The 18,366-nt window shown below is 48.2% G+C and carries 17 protein-coding genes; 8 read left to right on the forward strand and 9 right to left on the reverse strand.

Features of this window, described 5'->3' with window-relative positions; all coding sequences use genetic code 11:
• Positions 1–15: 15 nt before the first annotated feature.
• Together BFP76_RS12780 and BFP76_RS12785 are read right to left on the reverse strand one after the other, a co-directional pair.
• Complete coding sequence (locus tag BFP76_RS12780) at positions 16–3,441, reverse strand: indolepyruvate ferredoxin oxidoreductase family protein (protein ID WP_099594343.1); 3,426 nt, start codon at positions 3,439–3,441, stop codon at positions 16–18.
• Positions 3,442–3,613: 172 nt separating this feature from the next.
• Complete coding sequence (locus tag BFP76_RS12785; RefSeq protein ID WP_099594344.1) at positions 3,614–3,964, reverse strand: hypothetical protein; 351 nt, start codon at positions 3,962–3,964, stop codon at positions 3,614–3,616.
• A gap of 228 nt (positions 3,965–4,192) precedes the next feature.
• On the opposite strand from BFP76_RS12785, the gene BFP76_RS12790 reads away from it, so the two are divergent.
• The 3 genes from BFP76_RS12790 to BFP76_RS12800 all read left to right on the forward strand — a co-directional run bounded on the left by BFP76_RS12790 (position 4,193) and on the right by BFP76_RS12800 (position 7,448).
• Positions 4,193–5,215, forward strand: coding sequence for an aspartate-semialdehyde dehydrogenase (locus BFP76_RS12790; RefSeq protein WP_099594345.1), 1,023 nt, complete (start codon positions 4,193–4,195; stop codon positions 5,213–5,215).
• Between the two features lie 105 nt (positions 5,216–5,320).
• Positions 5,321–6,994 carry a mucoidy inhibitor MuiA family protein gene (locus tag BFP76_RS12795; protein ID WP_099594346.1) on the forward strand — a complete coding sequence of 558 codons (1,674 nt, stop codon included), beginning with the start codon at positions 5,321–5,323 and terminating at the stop codon, positions 6,992–6,994.
• A gap of 100 nt (positions 6,995–7,094) precedes the next feature.
• Positions 7,095–7,448, forward strand: coding sequence for a cytochrome c (locus BFP76_RS12800; RefSeq protein ID WP_099594347.1), 354 nt, complete (start codon positions 7,095–7,097; stop codon positions 7,446–7,448).
• Between the two features lie 44 nt (positions 7,449–7,492).
• On the opposite strand, the gene BFP76_RS12805 is transcribed toward BFP76_RS12800, so the two are convergent.
• Positions 7,493–8,149 (reverse strand): carbonic anhydrase, encoded by a 657-nt coding sequence (locus tag BFP76_RS12805; protein ID WP_099594348.1) that lies wholly within the window; start codon positions 8,147–8,149, stop codon positions 7,493–7,495.
• A 139-nt stretch (positions 8,150–8,288) separates the two neighbouring features.
• Here BFP76_RS12805 and BFP76_RS12810 point away from each other — a divergent pair, with 139 nt between their 5' ends.
• From BFP76_RS12810 to BFP76_RS12820, 3 genes are read left to right on the forward strand one after another with little or no spacing between them, the layout of a single operon-like run.
• Complete coding sequence (locus BFP76_RS12810; protein ID WP_099594349.1) at positions 8,289–8,684, forward strand: hypothetical protein; 396 nt, start codon at positions 8,289–8,291, stop codon at positions 8,682–8,684.
• A gap of 56 nt (positions 8,685–8,740) precedes the next feature.
• The gene (locus BFP76_RS12815; RefSeq protein ID WP_099594570.1) at positions 8,741–10,135 is read left to right on the forward strand and encodes a leucyl aminopeptidase family protein; all 1,395 of its coding nucleotides are present in this window, start codon (positions 8,741–8,743) and stop codon (positions 10,133–10,135) included.
• Complete coding sequence (locus tag BFP76_RS12820; RefSeq protein WP_099594350.1) at positions 10,128–10,886, forward strand: C40 family peptidase; 759 nt, start codon at positions 10,128–10,130, stop codon at positions 10,884–10,886. The genes BFP76_RS12815 and BFP76_RS12820 overlap by 8 nt, the downstream gene beginning before the upstream one ends.
• Positions 10,887–10,905: 19 nt before the next feature.
• On the opposite strand, the gene BFP76_RS12825 is transcribed toward BFP76_RS12820, so the two are convergent.
• The 3 genes from BFP76_RS12825 to hspQ all read right to left on the reverse strand — a co-directional run bounded on the left by BFP76_RS12825 (position 10,906) and on the right by hspQ (position 11,946).
• Positions 10,906–11,253 carry a DUF2794 domain-containing protein gene (locus BFP76_RS12825; RefSeq protein WP_099594351.1) on the reverse strand — a complete coding sequence of 116 codons (348 nt, stop codon included), beginning with the start codon at positions 11,251–11,253 and terminating at the stop codon, positions 10,906–10,908.
• Positions 11,254–11,313: 60 nt separating this feature from the next.
• Positions 11,314–11,502: a hypothetical protein gene (locus tag BFP76_RS12830; RefSeq protein ID WP_099594352.1), complete on the reverse strand. Its 189-nt coding sequence runs from the start codon at positions 11,500–11,502 to the stop codon at positions 11,314–11,316.
• A 117-nt stretch (positions 11,503–11,619) separates the two neighbouring features.
• Complete coding sequence (hspQ, locus tag BFP76_RS12835; RefSeq protein ID WP_099594353.1) at positions 11,620–11,946, reverse strand: heat shock protein HspQ; 327 nt, start codon at positions 11,944–11,946, stop codon at positions 11,620–11,622.
• A 93-nt stretch (positions 11,947–12,039) separates the two neighbouring features.
• Here hspQ and BFP76_RS12840 point away from each other — a divergent pair, with 93 nt between their 5' ends.
• Together BFP76_RS12840 and BFP76_RS12845 are read left to right on the forward strand one after the other, a co-directional pair.
• Positions 12,040–12,924 (forward strand): AEC family transporter, encoded by an 885-nt coding sequence (locus BFP76_RS12840; RefSeq protein WP_099594354.1) that lies wholly within the window; start codon positions 12,040–12,042, stop codon positions 12,922–12,924.
• Positions 12,925–13,001: 77 nt separating this feature from the next.
• The gene (locus BFP76_RS12845; protein WP_099594355.1) at positions 13,002–13,580 is read left to right on the forward strand and encodes a transglycosylase SLT domain-containing protein; all 579 of its coding nucleotides are present in this window, start codon (positions 13,002–13,004) and stop codon (positions 13,578–13,580) included.
• 4 nt (positions 13,581–13,584) lie between these two features.
• On the opposite strand, the gene BFP76_RS12850 is transcribed toward BFP76_RS12845, so the two are convergent.
• The 3 genes from BFP76_RS12850 to BFP76_RS12860 form a co-directional block, all read right to left on the reverse strand.
• Positions 13,585–14,199 (reverse strand): LolA family protein, encoded by a 615-nt coding sequence (locus BFP76_RS12850; protein ID WP_240514062.1) that lies wholly within the window; start codon positions 14,197–14,199, stop codon positions 13,585–13,587.
• 104 nt (positions 14,200–14,303) lie between these two features.
• Positions 14,304–17,108 carry a DNA translocase FtsK gene (locus BFP76_RS12855; RefSeq protein ID WP_099594357.1) on the reverse strand — a complete coding sequence of 935 codons (2,805 nt, stop codon included), beginning with the start codon at positions 17,106–17,108 and terminating at the stop codon, positions 14,304–14,306.
• 9 nt (positions 17,109–17,117) lie between these two features.
• Positions 17,118–18,296, reverse strand: a complete 1,179-nt coding sequence (locus BFP76_RS12860) for an aminotransferase class I/II-fold pyridoxal phosphate-dependent enzyme (RefSeq protein WP_099594571.1) — start codon at positions 18,294–18,296, stop codon at positions 17,118–17,120.
• Between the last annotated feature and the right edge of the window lie 70 nt (positions 18,297–18,366).

Below are 18,366 nucleotides of genomic sequence, written 5' to 3' on the forward strand. Positions count from 1 at the left end.
CATACTGGGCGCAAATTATTGCGCCGCTGTTTTTGTGATATCAATGGTATCTTTTGCCCGCGCCAGTAATTCGGCGCGGGTTTTTTCTGCCTTTTGAATTGCGGCGAGTTTAACGTGACCATATCCGCGGATCGCATCTGGAATATTGGCAATTTCAAGCGCGGTTTCAGGATCAACCTGTTGATCAAGAACATCCAAGATGGATTGTTTATAAGTGTGGATTAACCCACGCTCCATACGACGCTCGGATGTATATCCAAATGGATCATAGGCCGTACCACGCAGCGATTTACCCTTTGCCAAGACTTTGAATAATGTCAGCACCCAAGGGCCGAAATTAATTTTCTTGGCTTTGCCCGTGACCTTGTCAGGGCGCGACAACAACGGCGGTGCCAATGCGATTTTAAGCTTCAGATCACCCGTAAATGCCTGTTCCAACCCTTGGCGGAATGAAGGCAATGAATAAAGGCGTGCAACTTCATATTCATCTTTGTAGGCCATCAATTTGAACAGATATTTTGCAACGCTGATGGCGAAATCACCACTGGCGCCTATGGCGATGATGTCATTCATAAACCCGCGATAATCCTGTGCGTAGGCCTCGTTTTGATAATCTTTTAACCGCGCAAAACGATCGGCCATGATGGTATCAAGTGTTTCGGGTTTTGGTGCCACGACTTGTGGCAACAACGCATCCACGGATGATTTATCCAGCACCCATTGGCGCCCGAACGTAAACGCGGTTTTGTTCATTTCAACAGCCATGCCATTGATTTCAATCGCATCCAAAATGGAATCCAGTTCCAGCGGGATTAGACCCTTTTGATAGGCGACGCCTAACATGAAAAGGTTTGCGCCAATGCTATCCCCAACCAGCTTGGTGGCATAATCACTGGCATCCAACATGGTCAAGTTTTCATCACCAACGGCATCCAGCAAACGGCGATGCATCAGGTTGCGGGGCAATTTGAAATCGCGATGTTGTGCAAATTCGCGTGGCATTTGTTCGTGAGTATTCACCAGTGCCGCAGATGTTTTTGACAGGGTGGACAATGCGGGATTGCCCGCGCTGACGATCACGTCACAGCCCAATAACAAATCTGCGGTACCGCTGGAAACGCGGATTGATTTAATGTCTTCGGGGCTGGGCGCGAGTTTCACATGTGAAAAGACTGAACCACCCTTTTGTGCCAGACCTGCCATATCAATAATGCCGCTGCCTTTGCCATCCAAATGCGCGGCCATACCAAGCAGCGCACCGATTGTTACAACACCCGTACCGCCAACACCCGTCACCAATATGGAATAGGTTTTATCAAGCGCGGCCTTGTTCACCGGTTCTTGCAAATCTGGCAGGTCATGGTTTTTCACCGCATTTTTGCGTGGTGCGCCACCCGTGACGGTGACAAAGCTGGGGCAAAAACCGTTGGTACAGCTAAAATCCTTGTTACACACAGATTGGTCAATCATGCGTTTGCGCCCCAAAGGAGTATCGAGGGGTTGAATGGCGACACAGTTGGATTGTTCACCACAATCGCCGCATCCTTCGCAGACATCGGGGTTGATATAAATGCGATGCGGATCGTCCGCCATTTTACCACGCTTACGGCGGCGGCGTTTTTCAGAGGCACATGTTTGATCGTATAACAACACACTCACACCTTTCAGCGTGGTCATGGATTCTTGAACCTTCATCAGATCATCGCGGTGGTGCACGGTGATACCGTTTGACAATTGTGTACGATCAATACGTGATGGATCCTCTGTCACGTATTCGACATGCTGAACGCCAGCGGCCATGACCTCTCGAACGATATCATATGCGGACAATCCACCCTCGTGGGTTTGCCCGCCCGTCATGGCAACCGCGTCGTTATAGAGAATTTTATAGGTGATATTCACATTTGATGCGACAGCGGCACGCAATGCGAGCAGGCCAGAATGGTTAAATGTTCCATCGCCAAGGTTTTGGAAAACATGATCGATTTTCGAAAATTTAGATTCCCCAATCCAGTTGGCACCTTCGCCGCCCATATGGGTGTAACCCTCGACGTTGCGTTCCATAAATTGCGCCATCCAGTGACAGCCAATACCGGCATAGCCACGCGCACCCTCTGGCAAAACGGTGGATGAATTATGGGGACATCCCGCGCAAAAAACCACGCCGCGTGCCACGGGCAATTCGATTTTGGAAACCTCCATGCGCGCCTTTAGGTCAGCCACCTTATTCGCAAGCGATTTGCCCTTTGGCATCGCTATCAGGCGTTCACCAACAGCGGCGGCGATTTGAATGGGGTTGAGCGCCATTTCTGGCTGAAACAAATGCGCACCGTTTTCATCTTTTTTGCCGATGATGCTGGGCGCGTTTTTCTGGCCGTAAAGTTGTTCGCGAAGCTGACCCTCGATCAACCCACGTTTTTCCTCGACCACAATCACCTGATCCAAGCCTTCACAGAACTTGGCGATGCCCGTGGGTTCCAGCGGCCAAGGCATAGCCACCTTGAACACAGAAAGCCCAAGCGCGGCTGCGCGGGTTTCATCAATGCCAAGCTCTTCTAGTGCTTGCAGGACATCGAGATAGGATTTGCCCGTAGACACGATCCCAATCTTGGGTTTTTTGCCACCATTTAACGTAACATGGTTCAAACCGTTCGCACGCTGATATGCCAATACGGCATCGAATTTGTGCTGATGCATCCGTGCTTCTTGGGCGGTGGGCATGTCGTTTAAACGAATATTTAGCCCATCCTTTGGCATGTCGAAATCATTGGGGATGATGGTTTTGTAACGGTCGGGGTGCACATCAACAGAACCCGATGATTCAACATTATCTTTGACGCATTTAATCCCACACCAAACACCTGCAAATCGTGACATGGCCCAACCATGCAGGCCGTATTCCAAGATTTCGGAAACTGTTGCGGGGTAAAACACAGGGATCATTGCGTCCATCAAGGCATAGTCGCTTTGATGGGCTGTTGTTGAACTTTCGCACGTGTGATCATCACCCATAATAACCAGCGCACCACCCAATGGGGACGTGCCCGCCATATTGGCGTGGCGGAAAACATCGCCAGAACGATCAACGCCCGGGCCCTTACCATACCACATCGAAAACACGCCGTCGTATTTCCCGTCACCACGCAGATTTGCCTGTTGTGTGCCCCAAACGGCAGTGGCGGCGATATCTTCGTTTAAACCCGGTTCAAACACGATATTTGCCGCGTCGGTATGTTTTTTCGCGCGCCCAAATTGTTGATCCAACCCACCCAATGGAGAACCACGATAGCCAGTGACATAACCAGCGGTGTTAAATCCAGCCAGATTATCCTTTTGCGCCTGCATCAAACAAAGACGCACAAGCGCCTGTGTTCCCGAAATAAATATCCGGTTTTGGTTGAGGTCAAATTTGTCGTCGAGTGTGATGGAATGTTTTGTCATTCGAAAATGCTAGCGCAAGAAAATTACCGAGCAAGCAATTTCTGCACTGATTTTAAACATAGTCAGATTGTTTTCGACGTGGCGTAAAATACGAAATTCACTTGCGCAAAAAATGGTTTTCGCGACATGAAAAATATTGAGCAGGTGCACAATTTTTTAAAAGTGATGCGGATTATGGCAGTGTGAATTCAAAATCCGCACCGATGCCATGAACAGTGTCGCGCGGTTTAATAATGACCGATGTTGTACCCTCTGGGATTTGCACGCCAGACAGGCTTCTGGTGAAAGGCTGTTCGTTCACATGTGGATGTAATAATTCACGATAGCCAAGTTCGGTGCCATCCGCCAGATAAACACCCCAACCATCCGCATAATGATCCCAGCCCGTATCGCCGTGGGACAAAGCGATGTCAAATCGCCAAGTTCCATTTTGAAACGTTGCCTTGGCATCAACCACTGTTGGCGTATCTGCAAAAACAATTTGCCCCATGCAAAGAAGAACAAACACCATAATGTTTTTCATTGTAGATCCCTTTGTTTTTCTTTCGAGGTAACACAATCTCCACATCTTAAAGGTCACAATTGTATTACATTGCGCAAAAACGGGGCGATTCATGTTGTAAATTGTCACGCCTGCGTGGTTTTAGCAATTTTCAAGCGCTCTTTCTCTTTTCCTAGCCAATTAAACAGCGTAAGAGGCGCAGGTCTAATACAGACATGTCCAAAAACCATAACCTTTAGGAGACCTCAAATGGGTTACCGTATTGTTGTCGTGGGTGCTACTGGCAATGTAGGCCGCGAAATGCTGAATATTCTTGATGAACGTCAATTCCCTGTGGATGACATTGCCGTTTTGGCAAGCCGCAAATCACTGGGAACGGAATGCATGCTGGGCAACAAGACGCTGAAGACGGACGATTTGGACACGTTCGATTTCACGGGTTGGGATATCGCCCTGTTTGCCGTGGGATCAGAAGCAACAAAAAAATATGCACCCAAGGCCGCGGCCGCTGGTTGTATCGTGATCGATAACAGCTCGCTTTATCGTTACGATCCTGATGTGCCGTTGATCGTGCCTGAATGTAATCCAGACGCGATCGAAGGTTACGCCAAGAAAAACATCATTGCGAACCCGAACTGTTCAACCGCGCAAATGGTTGTGGCTCTAAAGCCTTTGCATGATCGTGCGAAAATCAAACGCGTTGTTGTTTCCACATATCAATCTGTGTCTGGCACCGGCAAAGAGGCGATTGATGAATTGTGGAACCAGACCAAGGGCAAATATGTTCCGGGCCAAGAAGTGGAACCAAAGGTTTACACCAAAGACATCGCATTCAACGTGATCCCGCATATCGATGTGTTCATGGAAGACGGCTCCACCAAAGAAGAATGGAAAATGGTTGCCGAAACCAAAAAGATCATCGACAAAAACATCAAGGTCACAGCGACCTGTGTGCGTGTTCCTGTTTTCGTTGGCCACTCCGAAGCGATTAACATCGAATTCGAAGATTTCATCGACGAAGAAGAAGTTCGCGATATCCTGCGCGAAGCACCGGGTATCATGGTTGTCGATAAACGCGAAGACGGTGGATATATCACACCGATTGAATGTGTTGGTGAATTCGCCACATACATCAGCCGTATTCGCCAAGATAGCACAATTGAAAACGGTATTAACCTGTGGTGTGTATCTGACAACCTGCGCAAAGGTGCAGCGTTGAACGCGGTACAGATTGCTGAATTGCTGGGCCGTCGCGTTTTGCAAAAAGGCTAATATTTCAGATTTGGCACGAATGTGCTGATCCAAAAGGGCTAGGGGTTTCTCTGGCCCTTTTTTTGTGCTTGGCTGTTGGAAATTGTATTGAACGGAGTATTCCATATGCGTTTTTTGTTTCCAGTTGCCGTTACTTTGTTGGGGAGCGCGAGCTTTGCCGATCATTTTAACCCAGATAGCGCGGTGCAATCTGTCACGGCATACACACGCGGTGGGGCGATCACGCGAGTTGCGGACTTGGACATGCCAGCGGGCGTGCACACAGTGACGTTGCGCGGCAATCGTGCATGGATTGGAACCAACGCATTGGAATTTGATTTTGCAGAAAACAGTGGGGTCACATTGATTTCAACCGCGCTGCGCAATGATCGATTGGAACCCAATGTTGTTGAAGAAACGGCGCAATACAAACAACGCGAATCTGTTTTGATCGCGGCGGAAAATGCACTGGCGGATTTCGATCTGGGGGTTGCGAATGATCGTGCGGCGTTAAAATCGGCAAACTTGCGATTGGAATTTTTGCAATCATTGGCCAACGGACAGGCCGGCGCATTTCCAAAAGACGGCGCAGTGACATCGGATCAGTTAACCGCGGTTGTCACCAGTTTGGGCGCAGAGGTCGCCAAGGCATCATCTGAAATGGCCGCCGCAAACACGCGCATTGCTGCGTCTGAACGCACGCGTGTTGATTTGATCAAGGCGCGTGATAATGCACGCCAAGCATTGGATGCGATCACAAAACCAATAATAAATGAACAAGCAGAGGTCACATTAACCCTGCGTGCGGAACGCCCATATGTGGGTCCGTTACAGATGAAATACGTAAACCATGAAATTGCATGGTCACCTAAATACAACCTACACGTCGCACAAAAAGGTGCTGCTGGAACATTATCGATCGACCGCCGCGCCACGCTGTATCAGGCGACGGGCGAAGATTGGGATAATGTGGCGGTAACATTATCCACCGCTGATTTGGCGGGTGAACTGCAAACCACAATGCCATGGCCCGACATCAAACGTTTGATCGATCCCTTGGTAATGCAGAAAAGCATGGCCACAAAACGCATGAGCGATTTGGCCATGTCAGCCCCACAAGCAGAGGCTATGATCGAAGAAGATGCGGGTTCAGGTTATAATAACGTTGGTGAACGCATCAAAGGGCAAACAATCGAATTCGAATTGAATGCGCCCGTCACTATGATTAGCAGCCACAACAGCGGTGCAGTGTTTGAAATCGACACAATCGACATTCCCGTTGATCTGTTTGCGCAGGCCAATGCCGCACGCGACGAAAAGGCCTATTTATATGCCGAACTTGAAAATGAAACAGGTGGCAATTTGTTGGCAGGAAGCGCGCAAATCTATCGCGACGGCGCCTATATGGGCGAGGGCCAATTTCCAGCAATCACAGCAGGTGATAGCATCGATCTGGCGCTTGGGCCGGTTGATGGATTGTTGATTGAGCGGCGCACAGTGAGCCGCGCAGATGGTGATCGTGGCATCATCACATCGTCAAATTCTTTGCAGCTTCGATATGAAACCAAAATAAACAGCTTGCTTGATTATGCGATTGATTTGCGCATCTTCGATAACATCCCTGTTTCTGAATCCGAAGATTTGGTGATCAAAGAAGTTTTATCACCCAAACCAACCGAACGTGAGATTGACGGAAAACGTGGTGTTCTGCGCTGGGATTTTGATATGCAACCAGGTGTAACGCAAACGTTGAATACTGGTTACGATATGACTTGGCCAAGTGCGAAAGTGTTGCAATAGGCGGTTTATCGACGATCACGTAAAGTTGTGAAAAACTTGTTGATCGGGTGTTAACCTTGGTTATCGTATTGTTTGAGAGTTACCGGAAAGGGAGTTTCGAATGAAAAAATTAATAATGGGTTTGGCAGTTGCCGCATTTTCAACAGCCGCGTTTGCCGATGCTGATGACAGTATCAAAGCAAGACAGGCCGCAATGAAAGCAGTGGGTGCCGCTGCCAAGGCAGGTGATTTTGCTGCAATCAACAAGGCCGCGTTAGAGGCACAGGTTGCATTTGCCGAAAATACCGATGGTATGGGTTCCGTGGAAACAGAAGCCTTGCCAGCAGTCTGGGCAGATTCTGATCAATTCAACAGCATCATGGAAAATTTGATTACCGCATCAGCGGCCGGTGACAAGGATGCAACATTTGGCGCCTGCAAAGAATGCCACACGTCATTCCGCGTGAAAAAATAATTTACGTCAATTTTACAAAAGCCCGCGTTTTTCGCGGGCTTTTTTTATTTAATCGCAACGAATTTATTTGATGCTGGTTCGTAATGTTCCATATGACCATCGCGAATATCGATCCAAACCCCATGTAGTGCGAGATCTTCTGCTTCGACACGATCGGCAACAAAAGGGAAGGTCAACAGGTTTTCCAACGACACCATGACGCCTTCGCGTTCCAACGCGGAAATTTGTTCGCTATCTTCGCCGCCTGCTTCGGCAACGCGTTTATAACCTGGGCGTAAAATATCCATCCAGCGCCCGACAAAGCTTGATGCCTCTTCCAGTTCCGGCGCTTTACCAGAACACATATCGTGACAGCCCTTAACCCCACCACACAGGGAATGCCCCATAATGATAATGTTTGTGACACCCAGCGCTGTTACCGCATATTCGATTGCGGCGGACGTGCCGTGGTAATCTTCGTTTGGGGCAAAAGGTGGCACCAAATTTGCGATATTGCGGTGGATGAAAAATTCCCCAGTTTCCGCACCAAACACTGATGTGACGTGAACGCGGCTATCGCAACAGGATATGACCATTGTACGTGGTGTTTGACCTTTGTCTGCCAATCTGGCGTACCATGCTTTGTTTTCTTCAAATTGTGTGGCGCGCCATCCGTGATAGCGTTTGATCAAACTAGATGGAAGCGGAGCGATACGTTTCATATTGATATACCCGTTTTGCGAATTTCTACCTTTTTCGTCAATTTGCGCGTATTATTCAAGCGTTAGAATGCATAGAAATTACCAACCGTTTACTCTCAGATTTTAAACCTACCGTGTTCATAGAAGGAGTGGTGGGACTATGAAATCGAATACTGCACAAAATATTGTGCATCTTGGCATGTCTGAAATGCCAGCGATAAAGCCGGAAATATTGACAGAGTTGCAACGCGAGATGGGGTTGCAAAACTGTCAGGATGTGGTGGAACGTGCGGTTTTGGAATTGTCTGATCGGTTGTGGAATCTGGAAAACCAGTTGAAAAAACACAACTTGCCAGAGGTGCAGCGTATTGCAAATAGCTTGATCGCGATCAGTCAACAAATCGGATTGACGGAATTTGCAAGTGTGGCGCAAAGCTTGGCCAACAGTATTTCACATGCAGATCAAACAACAGTTCGAGCAATTGCGGCGCGGCTTTTGCGTGTTGGTGAAGTGTCGCTTTTTTATGCGCTACGTTTTCACGATGATTTTGGCTAGCAATGCTTGCGGGGGTGTTAAAATCAGATAGTCTAACCGTAATCAAGGAGACCAAGATGATAAATACCCCACCAAGTTTTGCACCAACAAAGGGTGCCGCAATTCCTGTGCATGTATTGGAAACAGATGCATTGGCGGATTGGTTGGAAAGCGCCGATGCGCGGGTGTCGGCTTGGGTGGCGGCATCTGAATTTACCGCGGCACTTGGACAGGTATTGTTGGTGCCAAACGAGCATGGCGCAATTGATTTTGTGTTGGCAGGTTGGGGGAATGATCGCGCCCGCGCTCGGGGGCGTTTTCATATGGCGGTTGTGGCGCGAAAGCTTCCCAAGGGTATCTATGAAATTGTATCGGGTTTGGATGAAAAAGAGCATGCGGAATCTGCTTTGGCATGGTTATTGTCCGCCTATGCATTTGATCGATACACGTCAAAAAAAGGGGCTGTTGCATTGCTCCGCCCGCATAAATCGGTGGATCAGGAAACAATTCTGGCACAGGCAGCGGGTGATTTTTTAACCCGCGATTTGATCAACACACCAACAAATGACATGGGCCCCGATGCGCTGGAAGATGCGTTTTTGGATTTGGCCAAATCGTTCAATGCGAAAACGACCGTGATCAAGGGCGATGATTTGATTGCACAAAATTTCCCAATGATCCACGCGGTTGGCCGCGCATCGGATCAAGCGCCCCGATTGCTGGATATGATATGGGGCGATGCGAAACACCCAAAGATCACTTTGGTTGGTAAGGGTGTGTGTTTTGATACGGGCGGGTTGAATATCAAACCCGGTGCATCAATGGGTTTGATGAAAAAAGATATGGGTGGTTCCGCAACGGTGATGGGGCTGGCGCATATGATTATGGCGATGAAGTTGCCTGTGCGTTTGCGCGTCCTTGTTCCGGCTGTTGAAAATTCAATCTCTGCTGGCGCGTTTCGACCACAAGATATTTTAACCAGCCGTAAGGGAATGACCGTTGAAATCAATAATACCGATGCCGAAGGTCGACTGGTTTTGGCAGATGCGCTGGCACTGGCGGACGAAGAAAAGCCAGAACTATTGGTCTGCACCGCGACATTGACAGGTGCAGCGCGTGTTGCGCTTGGCCCTGATGTTCCTCCATATTTTACGGATGATGAAAAGCTTGCGAAGCAAATATTCAAAAGTGCTGAACGCGTTGCGGACCCGTTGTGGCGCTTGCCATTTTGGGATCCTTACGAGCCAATGATCGAACCTGATGTGGCCGATTTGGATAATGCGCCTGCGGGTGGTTTTGGCGGTGCAATAACGGCGGCACTGTTTTTGCGCCGCTTTGTTGAACATGCGGATTCATTTGTGCATCTGGATGTTTATGGATGGACGCCAAGTGCAAAGCCTGCGCGTAGCAAAGGTGGCGCATGTCAATCGGCACGTGCAATGTTTGACGTGATTGCGAAACGATATGGATAATCTGCGCCGCATTACATCCCCCATCGCAAATCTGTTGGACGACCCCGATGGCAGTTTGCAACGCCAATTGTTATGTGGCGAAGGGTTCATTGTTTCAGATGAAAAAAATGGTTGGGCAAAGGGTGCGCGATCAACAGATGGATATGCGGGATATATCCGAATTGATGATCTGGCGGGCTGGGCCGATCCAACGGTGCGGGTGCGTGATTTGGGGGCGCATGTTTATTCCCGCCCAGAAATTAAAACAATACCTTTGCGCCATTTGCCATATCAAAGCGAATTAACAATCATAGACGAAGCGGGCGAATTCGCCGAACTTGCAGGTGGTGGTTTCATTCACCAAGCACAGATTGAATCCGTTGCAATTGTTGAATCTGATTATGTGCGTACCGCAGAGCGTTATTTAGGTGTGCCATATCTCTGGGGTGGAAATTCGCAATACGGGATTGATTGTTCTGGCCTGGTTTCGGCGGCGATGCGATCTGCAAAAATCGATCATCCTGCGGATAGTGGCATTCAAGAAAAATCATTGGGCAGTGTCATAGAAAATGACGCTGCATTGCAACGGGGTGATTTAATATTTTGGAAAGGCCATGTTGGATTAATGTGGGATGAAACCCGATTGTTGCATGCAAACGGGCATCATATGAAAGTGGCGTTTGAACCATTAAGCGATGCAATAGAACGGATATTAGCATCAGGAGGCGGCAACGTAACCGCGCGGCGACGTGTTGGGAATTTGGATATTTAGAACATTTGGAGATCGGGGTTCAGTCCACGATACGGATCAGTTTTCGTTCCAAAACGCGCAAGACAGATACCAGATCATGTCCACGCTTTAAAATGCGCCCATCCATTCCGATCACCGCATATTCACCCTGAGCACGGCGCAATTTGGGGCGTTTTTCGATACGATAAATGGGATGTTCAGCGGCGCGGCGAAATATTGAGAATATAGCGACGTCTTTCAGCGGTGAAATACCATAGTCACGCCATTCGCCCGCTGCAACCATCCGCCCATAAAGCGACATAATCGGCCCAAGTTCTGTTCTGTGAAAGTGCACAGCGTCACTGGATGTAGGGCCAATGCCCCCGATCGTGGAAACATATTTATTCATACATCCAGTGTGGCCTGTGCATGCCCAATTGGCAATGGTTTTGTCAAAAAGAGCGCAGGGTTATGCGTTTTCAGTGCGCAGTAAAAACTGTTTTCGCGCAATGGCGACGGACAGATTTCCATTGTTTGCGCATTTCGCAATTTTCAGTTCGCTGTCCAGCATATTGTAAATGTCACGCGACATTTCAGCAGCGGATTTATTTTGACGCATCGCATTTTGGATGGTCTTTTCAATATCTTTGATATTCATGGCAAGCCTCCCAAGGTTATGCATTGTAACTACAACTTACAGGAGAATTGTGTGATTCTGATAACACAAAAATGACAACAGACAAAAATAGGCTAATTTTTGAGCATTACCTGTGGATTAATTCATTTGTGCGGCAACAGAATATTTTCCATCAGACAATTCGCCAAACATTGCGGTCACTTCTGGGTGTTCTACGGGTTCACCAGTACCATCAACAAGTAAGTTTTGTTCGGATACATACGCCACATAGTAGCTGGAATCGTTTTCTGCGAGCAGGTGATAAAACGGCTGCTCTTTTGCTGGGCGATGATCCTCTGGGATGCTTTCCCACCATTCGTCTGTGTTGGAAAATGTCGCATCGATATCAAAAATTACACCGCGAAACGGATGTTTGCGATGGCGGACGACCTGACCAATAGAAAATTTAGCTGTTGCTTGTAACATAACACCGACTCGTTTTTTGCAGGCCAGTATTACGCCTTCGTTGACAAGCTGTCCACAGATGTTGGAAGTGTATTTCAAGAGAAGGATTATATTGTGGAAATTATTGGAACTGTTGCACAGGTTGTTGCCCCTGTATTTTTGCTTGCAGCAATTGGGTTTGCGTGGATCAAAGCGGGATATGAATATCGGATTGAATTCGTAACAACATTAGCAATGACGTTATCTGTGCCTTGTCTGATTTTTGTCGCATTGATGGAATCAGAGGTGGATCCTGATGCATTGAAATCCACATTTATGGCGAGCGTTGCCGCATATGGCGCGGTCACTGTTGCCTTTGTCATTTTGGTAAAATTATTCAAACTTGAAATGCGGAGCTTTCTTGCCCCGCTCATTTTTGGGAATACAGGAAACCTGGGTTTGCCATTGGCGCTATTCGCTTTTGGAGAAGAAGGATTGGGGCATGCCGTTATCATTTTTGCGGTGATGGCGGTGTATTCATTTTCTGTCGGGGTTTGGATGGTTTCAGGGGGCGGTTCACCCCTGAAGGCGATCAAAGAGCCACTGGTATGGGCCACGATCCTTGGTGCGATATTCATGGTTATGGGATGGCGAACGCCCGAATGGTTGACCAATAGCATTCGCTTGGTCGGGCAAATTGCCATTCCGATTATGTTGATCACACTTGGTGTTGCACTGGCGCGGTTGCGCGCACCAACATTGGGGCGCGCATTTGTTTTGTCGACTGTGAAATATGTCATATGCATCGCTGTTGCGGTTGTGATTGGGTTAATGTTTGAATTGGGCCCTGTGGCATTTGCGGTGTTGGTGGTTCAAATCGCAACACCGGTGGCGGTGACGTCATATTTATTGGCCCAAAAATACGGAGCAGATGCGGACGAAGTCGCGGGATTGGTTGTTGCATCCACGTTGATGAGCATCGCGGTTTTGCCCTTGATCCTGGGGTTTTTGATGGCCTGATCGGATTTGGCTTTGAATTTTCGAAAAATTGCCTTATCTTTATGGAAACACCAGCGATAGACTGGGAAGAGGGCAGTATGAGATATTTATTGATCGCGCTTATCGCGCTGAGTTTGGTTTCCTGTTCCAAGGGCCGTAAAACAGATGCACCCCGTAATTTGGATAATGCATGTGCCATGAAAAAAGAGCGCAAAGCATGGTTTAACGACATGTCTGCCGTGCAACGCAAATGGGGCGTACCCGTTCCCGTTATGATGGCAACGATTTATCAAGAATCAAAATTTGATGGCAAAGCACGCACCCCGTTGCGGTTTGCCGCTGGTGTTGTGCCATTGGGGCGTCAGTCATCGGCATATGGTTATTCACAAGCAATCGATAGTACGTGGGATTGGTATCGTAAATCGCAAAACCGTCCTCGCGCAAAACGTGATCGTTTTTCAGATGCTGTTGATTTCATGGGTTGGTATATGAACGAAACCCAAAAACGTAACGGCATTTCGAAACATGATGCGTATAACCAATATCTTGCTTATCACGATGGGCACAGCGGTTATGCAAAGCAGAGCTATTTGCGCAAATCTTGGTTGCCCCCTGTCGCGCGTAGCGTTCAAGAACGCGCGATCATGTATCAATCACAACTGGCCTATTGTCGCTAAGAAATCAGCGTTTGCGCTTTAACTTTTCAGTAATATCGTGAACGTTGAACAGGCTGAGTGGCAAGTTTACGTTTTTATCAAGCTTACCCAAAATCACGGTTGTTTGTTTGCCTGACTGATCGGTAACCACCCATTGGCGAAGCTCTGTCGGGCTGTCTGTAAATACCATTTGGATATTGCCAATTTCAGGGCGCTTGGGATCATGTGCTGTGACCTTGGTGGAAACACCATCAGAGCTGTGTTTTGAAACCATGCCACTTGCACCCAGATTCACTTGTTTTGCCAAAATGATGCTGAGCGGGGTTTTGGAAAGGGGGAATTCCTGTGGGCCAGTGTTTGATTTTTTATCGTAAATGGCCACAACACCTGATCCGGCAACCACCAAAGATGGGTTCGGTGCGTCATATTCAAAACGCATCTTACCTGGTCGTTTGATATAAAATGTACCTTTGGACAGGCTGCCATCTGGGTTCACCTGTGTGAACTGACCTTTGGCCTTGGACAAGCCGTTCAGGTAACTGGAAATAGCATTCAAAGACAGCTTTTCCGCGGATGCAGGAACTGCGTTGAGTACAAATGAGGCGGCCATAGCGCTGGCCATAAAGATTCTGCGTTTCATGGGGTGAACATAAGAAGAGGGGAGGGCAAATAAAAGAGAATAGCGCTTCACAAACTGGTTAGCGCGTGGTGATGGCGATGTTCTGCCGAAAACCACGCGATTGATTAGTGTTCGGGCAATAATATTTCACGTTTGCCAACATGGTTTGCAGGAGAGACAACGCCGTTCTCTTCCATTTCTTCGACCAGTTTCGCAGCCTTGTTATACCCAATCGACAGTTTGCGCTGGATATAAGACGTGGAACATTTACGATCACGTGCAACGATTTGAACCGCCTCATCATATTGGGCGTTTTCTTTATCAGTATTTCCACCCAATCCCAAAACTTCGTCGATGCTGGTACCGTCTTTGTCCGCGGCTGGGCCTTGGACAACGCCGGAAACATATTCAGGTGCGCCTTGCATTTTCAGATGGTTCACCACGACTTCTACCTCTTCGTCGGAAACGAAGGGGGCGTGAATACGTGTGATTTTACCACCACCGGCCATATACAACATGTCACCCATGCCCAACAATTGTTCGGCACCCATTTCCCCCAAAATCGTACGGCTGTCGATTTTCGATGTAACTTGAAATGAAATCCGTGTGGGGAAGTTTGCCTTGATTGTACCCGTGATAACATCCACCGACGGGCGCTGTGTTGCCATGATCAAATGGATACCAGAAGCACGCGCCATCTGTGCCAGTCGTTGAATGCAGGCTTCGATCTCTTTGCCTGCGACCATCATCAAATCGGCCATCTCGTCCACGATCACAACGATGAATGGTAATTTTTCAGGCGTGATCGTTTCGGTTTCAAAAATTGGTTCACCGGTATCCTCTGCAAATCCAGTTTGCACGGTGCGTTCAAAATTTTCACCCTTGGCCAATGCCTCTTCGACGCGGCCATTATATCCGTTGATATTACGCACGCCCATTTTGGACATTTTGCGATACCGCTCTTCCATTTCGCCCACCACCCATTTCAGGGCGACAACCGCTTTTTTCGGATCGGTCACAACAGGCGAAAGCAAATGTGGAATACCGTCATAAACGCTAAGCTCTAGCATTTTGGGATCAATCATGATCAGGCGGCATTCTTCGGGGCTTAGCTTATACAACAGTGATAAGATCATCGTGTTGATGGCAACCGATTTACCAGAACCGGTGGTACCCGCGATCAACAGGTGAGGCATCTTTGCCAAATCTGCGATTTCGGCACGCCCGCCGATATCCTTGCCAAGCGCCAGTGGCAGGTTGTGTTTCCCATCACCATAACCGCGTGCAGATAAGATTTCGCGCAAAAATACGGTTTCACGTTTTTCATTAGGAAGCTCGATACCAATCACTGTGCGCCCAGGCACGGTGGACACACGTGCCGCAAGTGCTGACATGGAACGTGCGATATCATCGGACAGGCCAATAACACGGCTTGCCTTAAGACCAGGTGCGGGTTCCAATTCATACATGGTAACAACGGGGCCGGGGCGTACCGAAACGATTTCGCCTTTGACACCATAATCGTCCAACACGTTTTCCAACATGCGGGCATTTTCTTCTAATGCTTCATTGCTGAGCTGTTCGCGAATAACATTTGACGCGCTGGCCAGCAAATTCAATGCGGGTGTTTCAAAATTTGCCGCAGGTGGATTTGAAAACAGATTTGGTTGCGCTTCTGCTTTGGCTTGTTTGCTTTGCGCCACTGGTTTTTTAGGTGCATTTTGAACCACGGATTTTGGCCGCCCCAAATTAACCGGCACACGCGGTGCTGATTCAAATACTGCATCATTTTCAGTAGGGTTTTCCAAAACTGCTGTTTCATCTTCGAATACATTGTTCACATCGGACTTTGGCGCGGTTGGTTGTGGACGCTGTGCACTGACAGAAGGACCACGAAAAGCAGGTTCACGGCGTTGGTTTGCCCGAGCAACAGCCGCCGAAATTTTGTTCATCGGCTCTTCAGGTTGCGCTTGTCCTGTCATGGGCGGTTCTTCGCGTTTGCGAATAACCTCTGCAATGCGTTTTTGAACACGGGTTGCGTCCGCATCAACCTGTTTGTCATGCGTTAGCATTTCTTCCTTGGGCAAATCAGGTGTGTCATCCTCTTTACGCGATCCAAATACGGGCAACGTAGGGAACAAGGTTTTTCGCCCCATTTGCTTGCGTGATTTTGGCTCTTCTGGAATGCGCCCTTTTGTTTCAATAACGGGCATCCCGTCTTTTCTAATGCGGCGCTCTTCCATTTTTGCTTTGGCGCCTGCAGCGGTTTTATTGCCAAATTGAAAAAGGCGCATAAAAAATGTCAGGATCCCAGAATAGGTCAGGACAATCGCAAGCCAAGAATATTTTAAAATGCGTTTCACTTCGACCCAAGAAAATCCAAGCGCGAACAATCCAGACCAAACGGTCAAAATGCCCAAGGTTAACGACAAAACACGAATCCACGCCGCAATTGACAGTGGATTAAAATCAATCAGCAATTCCAAGATTGCATCACCAGCAACCCCACCCATCGACCAGGTGTGTGCCCAGCTTGCTGCGGGTGCATGTGTGGCCAAAAATACCGCGGTAATGGTAATGAAAATTGGGATCAGGATGGATCGCCATAACCATCGTTGTTCACCCGCATGGAATATTAAACGAAGCCCCCATGCAATCAAAGACAATGGAATACACCAACTTGCCCAGCCGATGACAAAAATCAAATGTGCCGAAATTGTTGCGCCAAATGAACCCAGTTGATTTTCAATTGGTCCCGAAGGCGCATTGAAAAAATTCGGATCGTTAGGTGAATATGTAAACAGCGCAATTGCGAATATTCCCGCAATGCCCAACAACATAAACCCAACCAATTCCGCCGTACGTTTGCGTATGGCGGCTTGCATATGGCTTTCTAACAATGGGTCGCGTGTGCGCGTTTGGTATGCCATTTCGTTACCTCAGTACAAACAATCTTTGATGGCGTGCAAACCATTTTGCAATTCATCAATTGGGGCGACCATTGCGACACGGATATATCCCGTTCCCGCGTCTGGCCCCGATATTTTCCGGCTCAGATATGCGCCTGGTAAAACGCGCACACCTGTTTTTTGCCATAACTTTAATGCCGCCGTTTCGCCGTCATCAACAGGCAACCACAAAAAGAATCCAGCCTTTGGTTTATTATAGTTGGATGTTGTGGCGAAAATTTGATCAGCAACTTCATATTTCTTAACATAGAGTACACGATTTTCTTGCACATGTTTTTCATCTTGCCACGCCGCTGTTGCAACGCGCTGTAGGGGCAAAGGTAATGGCGCACCTGCATAGGCACGCAGCCGTTTCATCTGCGCAATTGTTTTTGGGCCCCCAGCGGCAAATCCTGATCGCAAACCCGGCAAATTGGATCGTTTCGAAAGCGAATGAAAAATCACAACACGTTCGGGATCGGCGCCCATCTTTGCAGCCATTTCTAGTGCACCCACAGGTGCGCTGTCGCGATAGATTTCAGAATAACATTCATCGGCGAAAATTTTAAAATCATGTTTCTCGGCCAGATTAATCAGATCACGCCAATAATCCGCACTGGCGATTGCGCCTTGCGGATTGGACGGTGAACAGATGAAACAAATCGCAGTATCATCCAACATCGATTGAGGCAGGGATGCGTAATCAGGCAAAAATCCGTTTTCAGGAACTGCGGGCACAAATACAGGGTTTGCCCCAACAGCCGCGGTGGAAACCGCGTAAACTTGATAAAACGGATTTGGTATCAATACATTAGGCGTCTTATTTGATTTAACTTCAGGGCAAAGTGCCAAGCCCGCATTAAATAATCCTTCGCGCGTTCCGTTTAGTGTCAGCACTTGTTGGTCGGGATCAATTTTTACCCCGTAACGATTTGCAATCCACGCAGCAATTGCCGTCAACAATTCAGGCGCGCCATCGTTTGGTGGGTATTTTGCGAATTCATGTGCGTGTTGGGCTAATATATCGGATACGAAGCTTGGCATCGGGTGCTTTGGCTCGCCAATGGTCATATGCACAACGTCACCGCCCGCTGGGTGGTGATCCAACAGGGAACGTAAACGCGGAAATGCGTATTCTGGCAGGTTCGAAAACCGCTGCGGAAAATCCATTTGTGCCTCATGTGCAGGGGTCTTTTGCCCCATTTTATCGTAATTTATACGTGCAAAACGCGTGCCGCAA

This window comes from Paramylibacter kogurei (assembly GCF_002742285.1).
Classification (GTDB): domain Bacteria; phylum Pseudomonadota; class Alphaproteobacteria; order Rhodobacterales; family Rhodobacteraceae; genus Amylibacter; species Amylibacter kogurei.

Coding starts and splice junctions, on each gene's coding strand:
- BFP76_RS12780 (WP_099594343.1), bottom strand. CDS start 3,441: ATGACAAAACATTCCATCACACTCGACGACAAATTTGACCTCAACCAA.
- BFP76_RS12785 (WP_099594344.1), bottom strand. CDS start 3,964: ATGAAAAACATTATGGTGTTTGTTCTTCTTTGCATGGGGCAAATTGTT.
- BFP76_RS12790 (WP_099594345.1), top strand. CDS start 4,193: ATGGGTTACCGTATTGTTGTCGTGGGTGCTACTGGCAATGTAGGCCGC.
- BFP76_RS12795 (WP_099594346.1), top strand. CDS start 5,321: ATGCGTTTTTTGTTTCCAGTTGCCGTTACTTTGTTGGGGAGCGCGAGC.
- BFP76_RS12800 (WP_099594347.1), top strand. CDS start 7,095: ATGAAAAAATTAATAATGGGTTTGGCAGTTGCCGCATTTTCAACAGCC.
- BFP76_RS12805 (WP_099594348.1), bottom strand. CDS start 8,149: ATGAAACGTATCGCTCCGCTTCCATCTAGTTTGATCAAACGCTATCAC.
- BFP76_RS12810 (WP_099594349.1), top strand. CDS start 8,289: ATGAAATCGAATACTGCACAAAATATTGTGCATCTTGGCATGTCTGAA.
- BFP76_RS12815 (WP_099594570.1), top strand. CDS start 8,741: ATGATAAATACCCCACCAAGTTTTGCACCAACAAAGGGTGCCGCAATT.
- BFP76_RS12820 (WP_099594350.1), top strand. CDS start 10,128: ATGGATAATCTGCGCCGCATTACATCCCCCATCGCAAATCTGTTGGAC.
- BFP76_RS12825 (WP_099594351.1), bottom strand. CDS start 11,253: ATGAATAAATATGTTTCCACGATCGGGGGCATTGGCCCTACATCCAGT.
- BFP76_RS12830 (WP_099594352.1), bottom strand. CDS start 11,502: ATGAATATCAAAGATATTGAAAAGACCATCCAAAATGCGATGCGTCAA.
- hspQ (WP_099594353.1), bottom strand. CDS start 11,946: ATGTTACAAGCAACAGCTAAATTTTCTATTGGTCAGGTCGTCCGCCAT.
- BFP76_RS12845 (WP_099594355.1), top strand. CDS start 13,002: ATGAGATATTTATTGATCGCGCTTATCGCGCTGAGTTTGGTTTCCTGT.
- BFP76_RS12850 (WP_240514062.1), bottom strand. CDS start 14,199: ATGAAACGCAGAATCTTTATGGCCAGCGCTATGGCCGCCTCATTTGTA.
- BFP76_RS12855 (WP_099594357.1), bottom strand. CDS start 17,108: ATGGCATACCAAACGCGCACACGCGACCCATTGTTAGAAAGCCATATG.
- BFP76_RS12860 (WP_099594571.1), bottom strand. CDS start 18,296: ATGGATTTTCCGCAGCGGTTTTCGAACCTGCCAGAATACGCATTTCCG.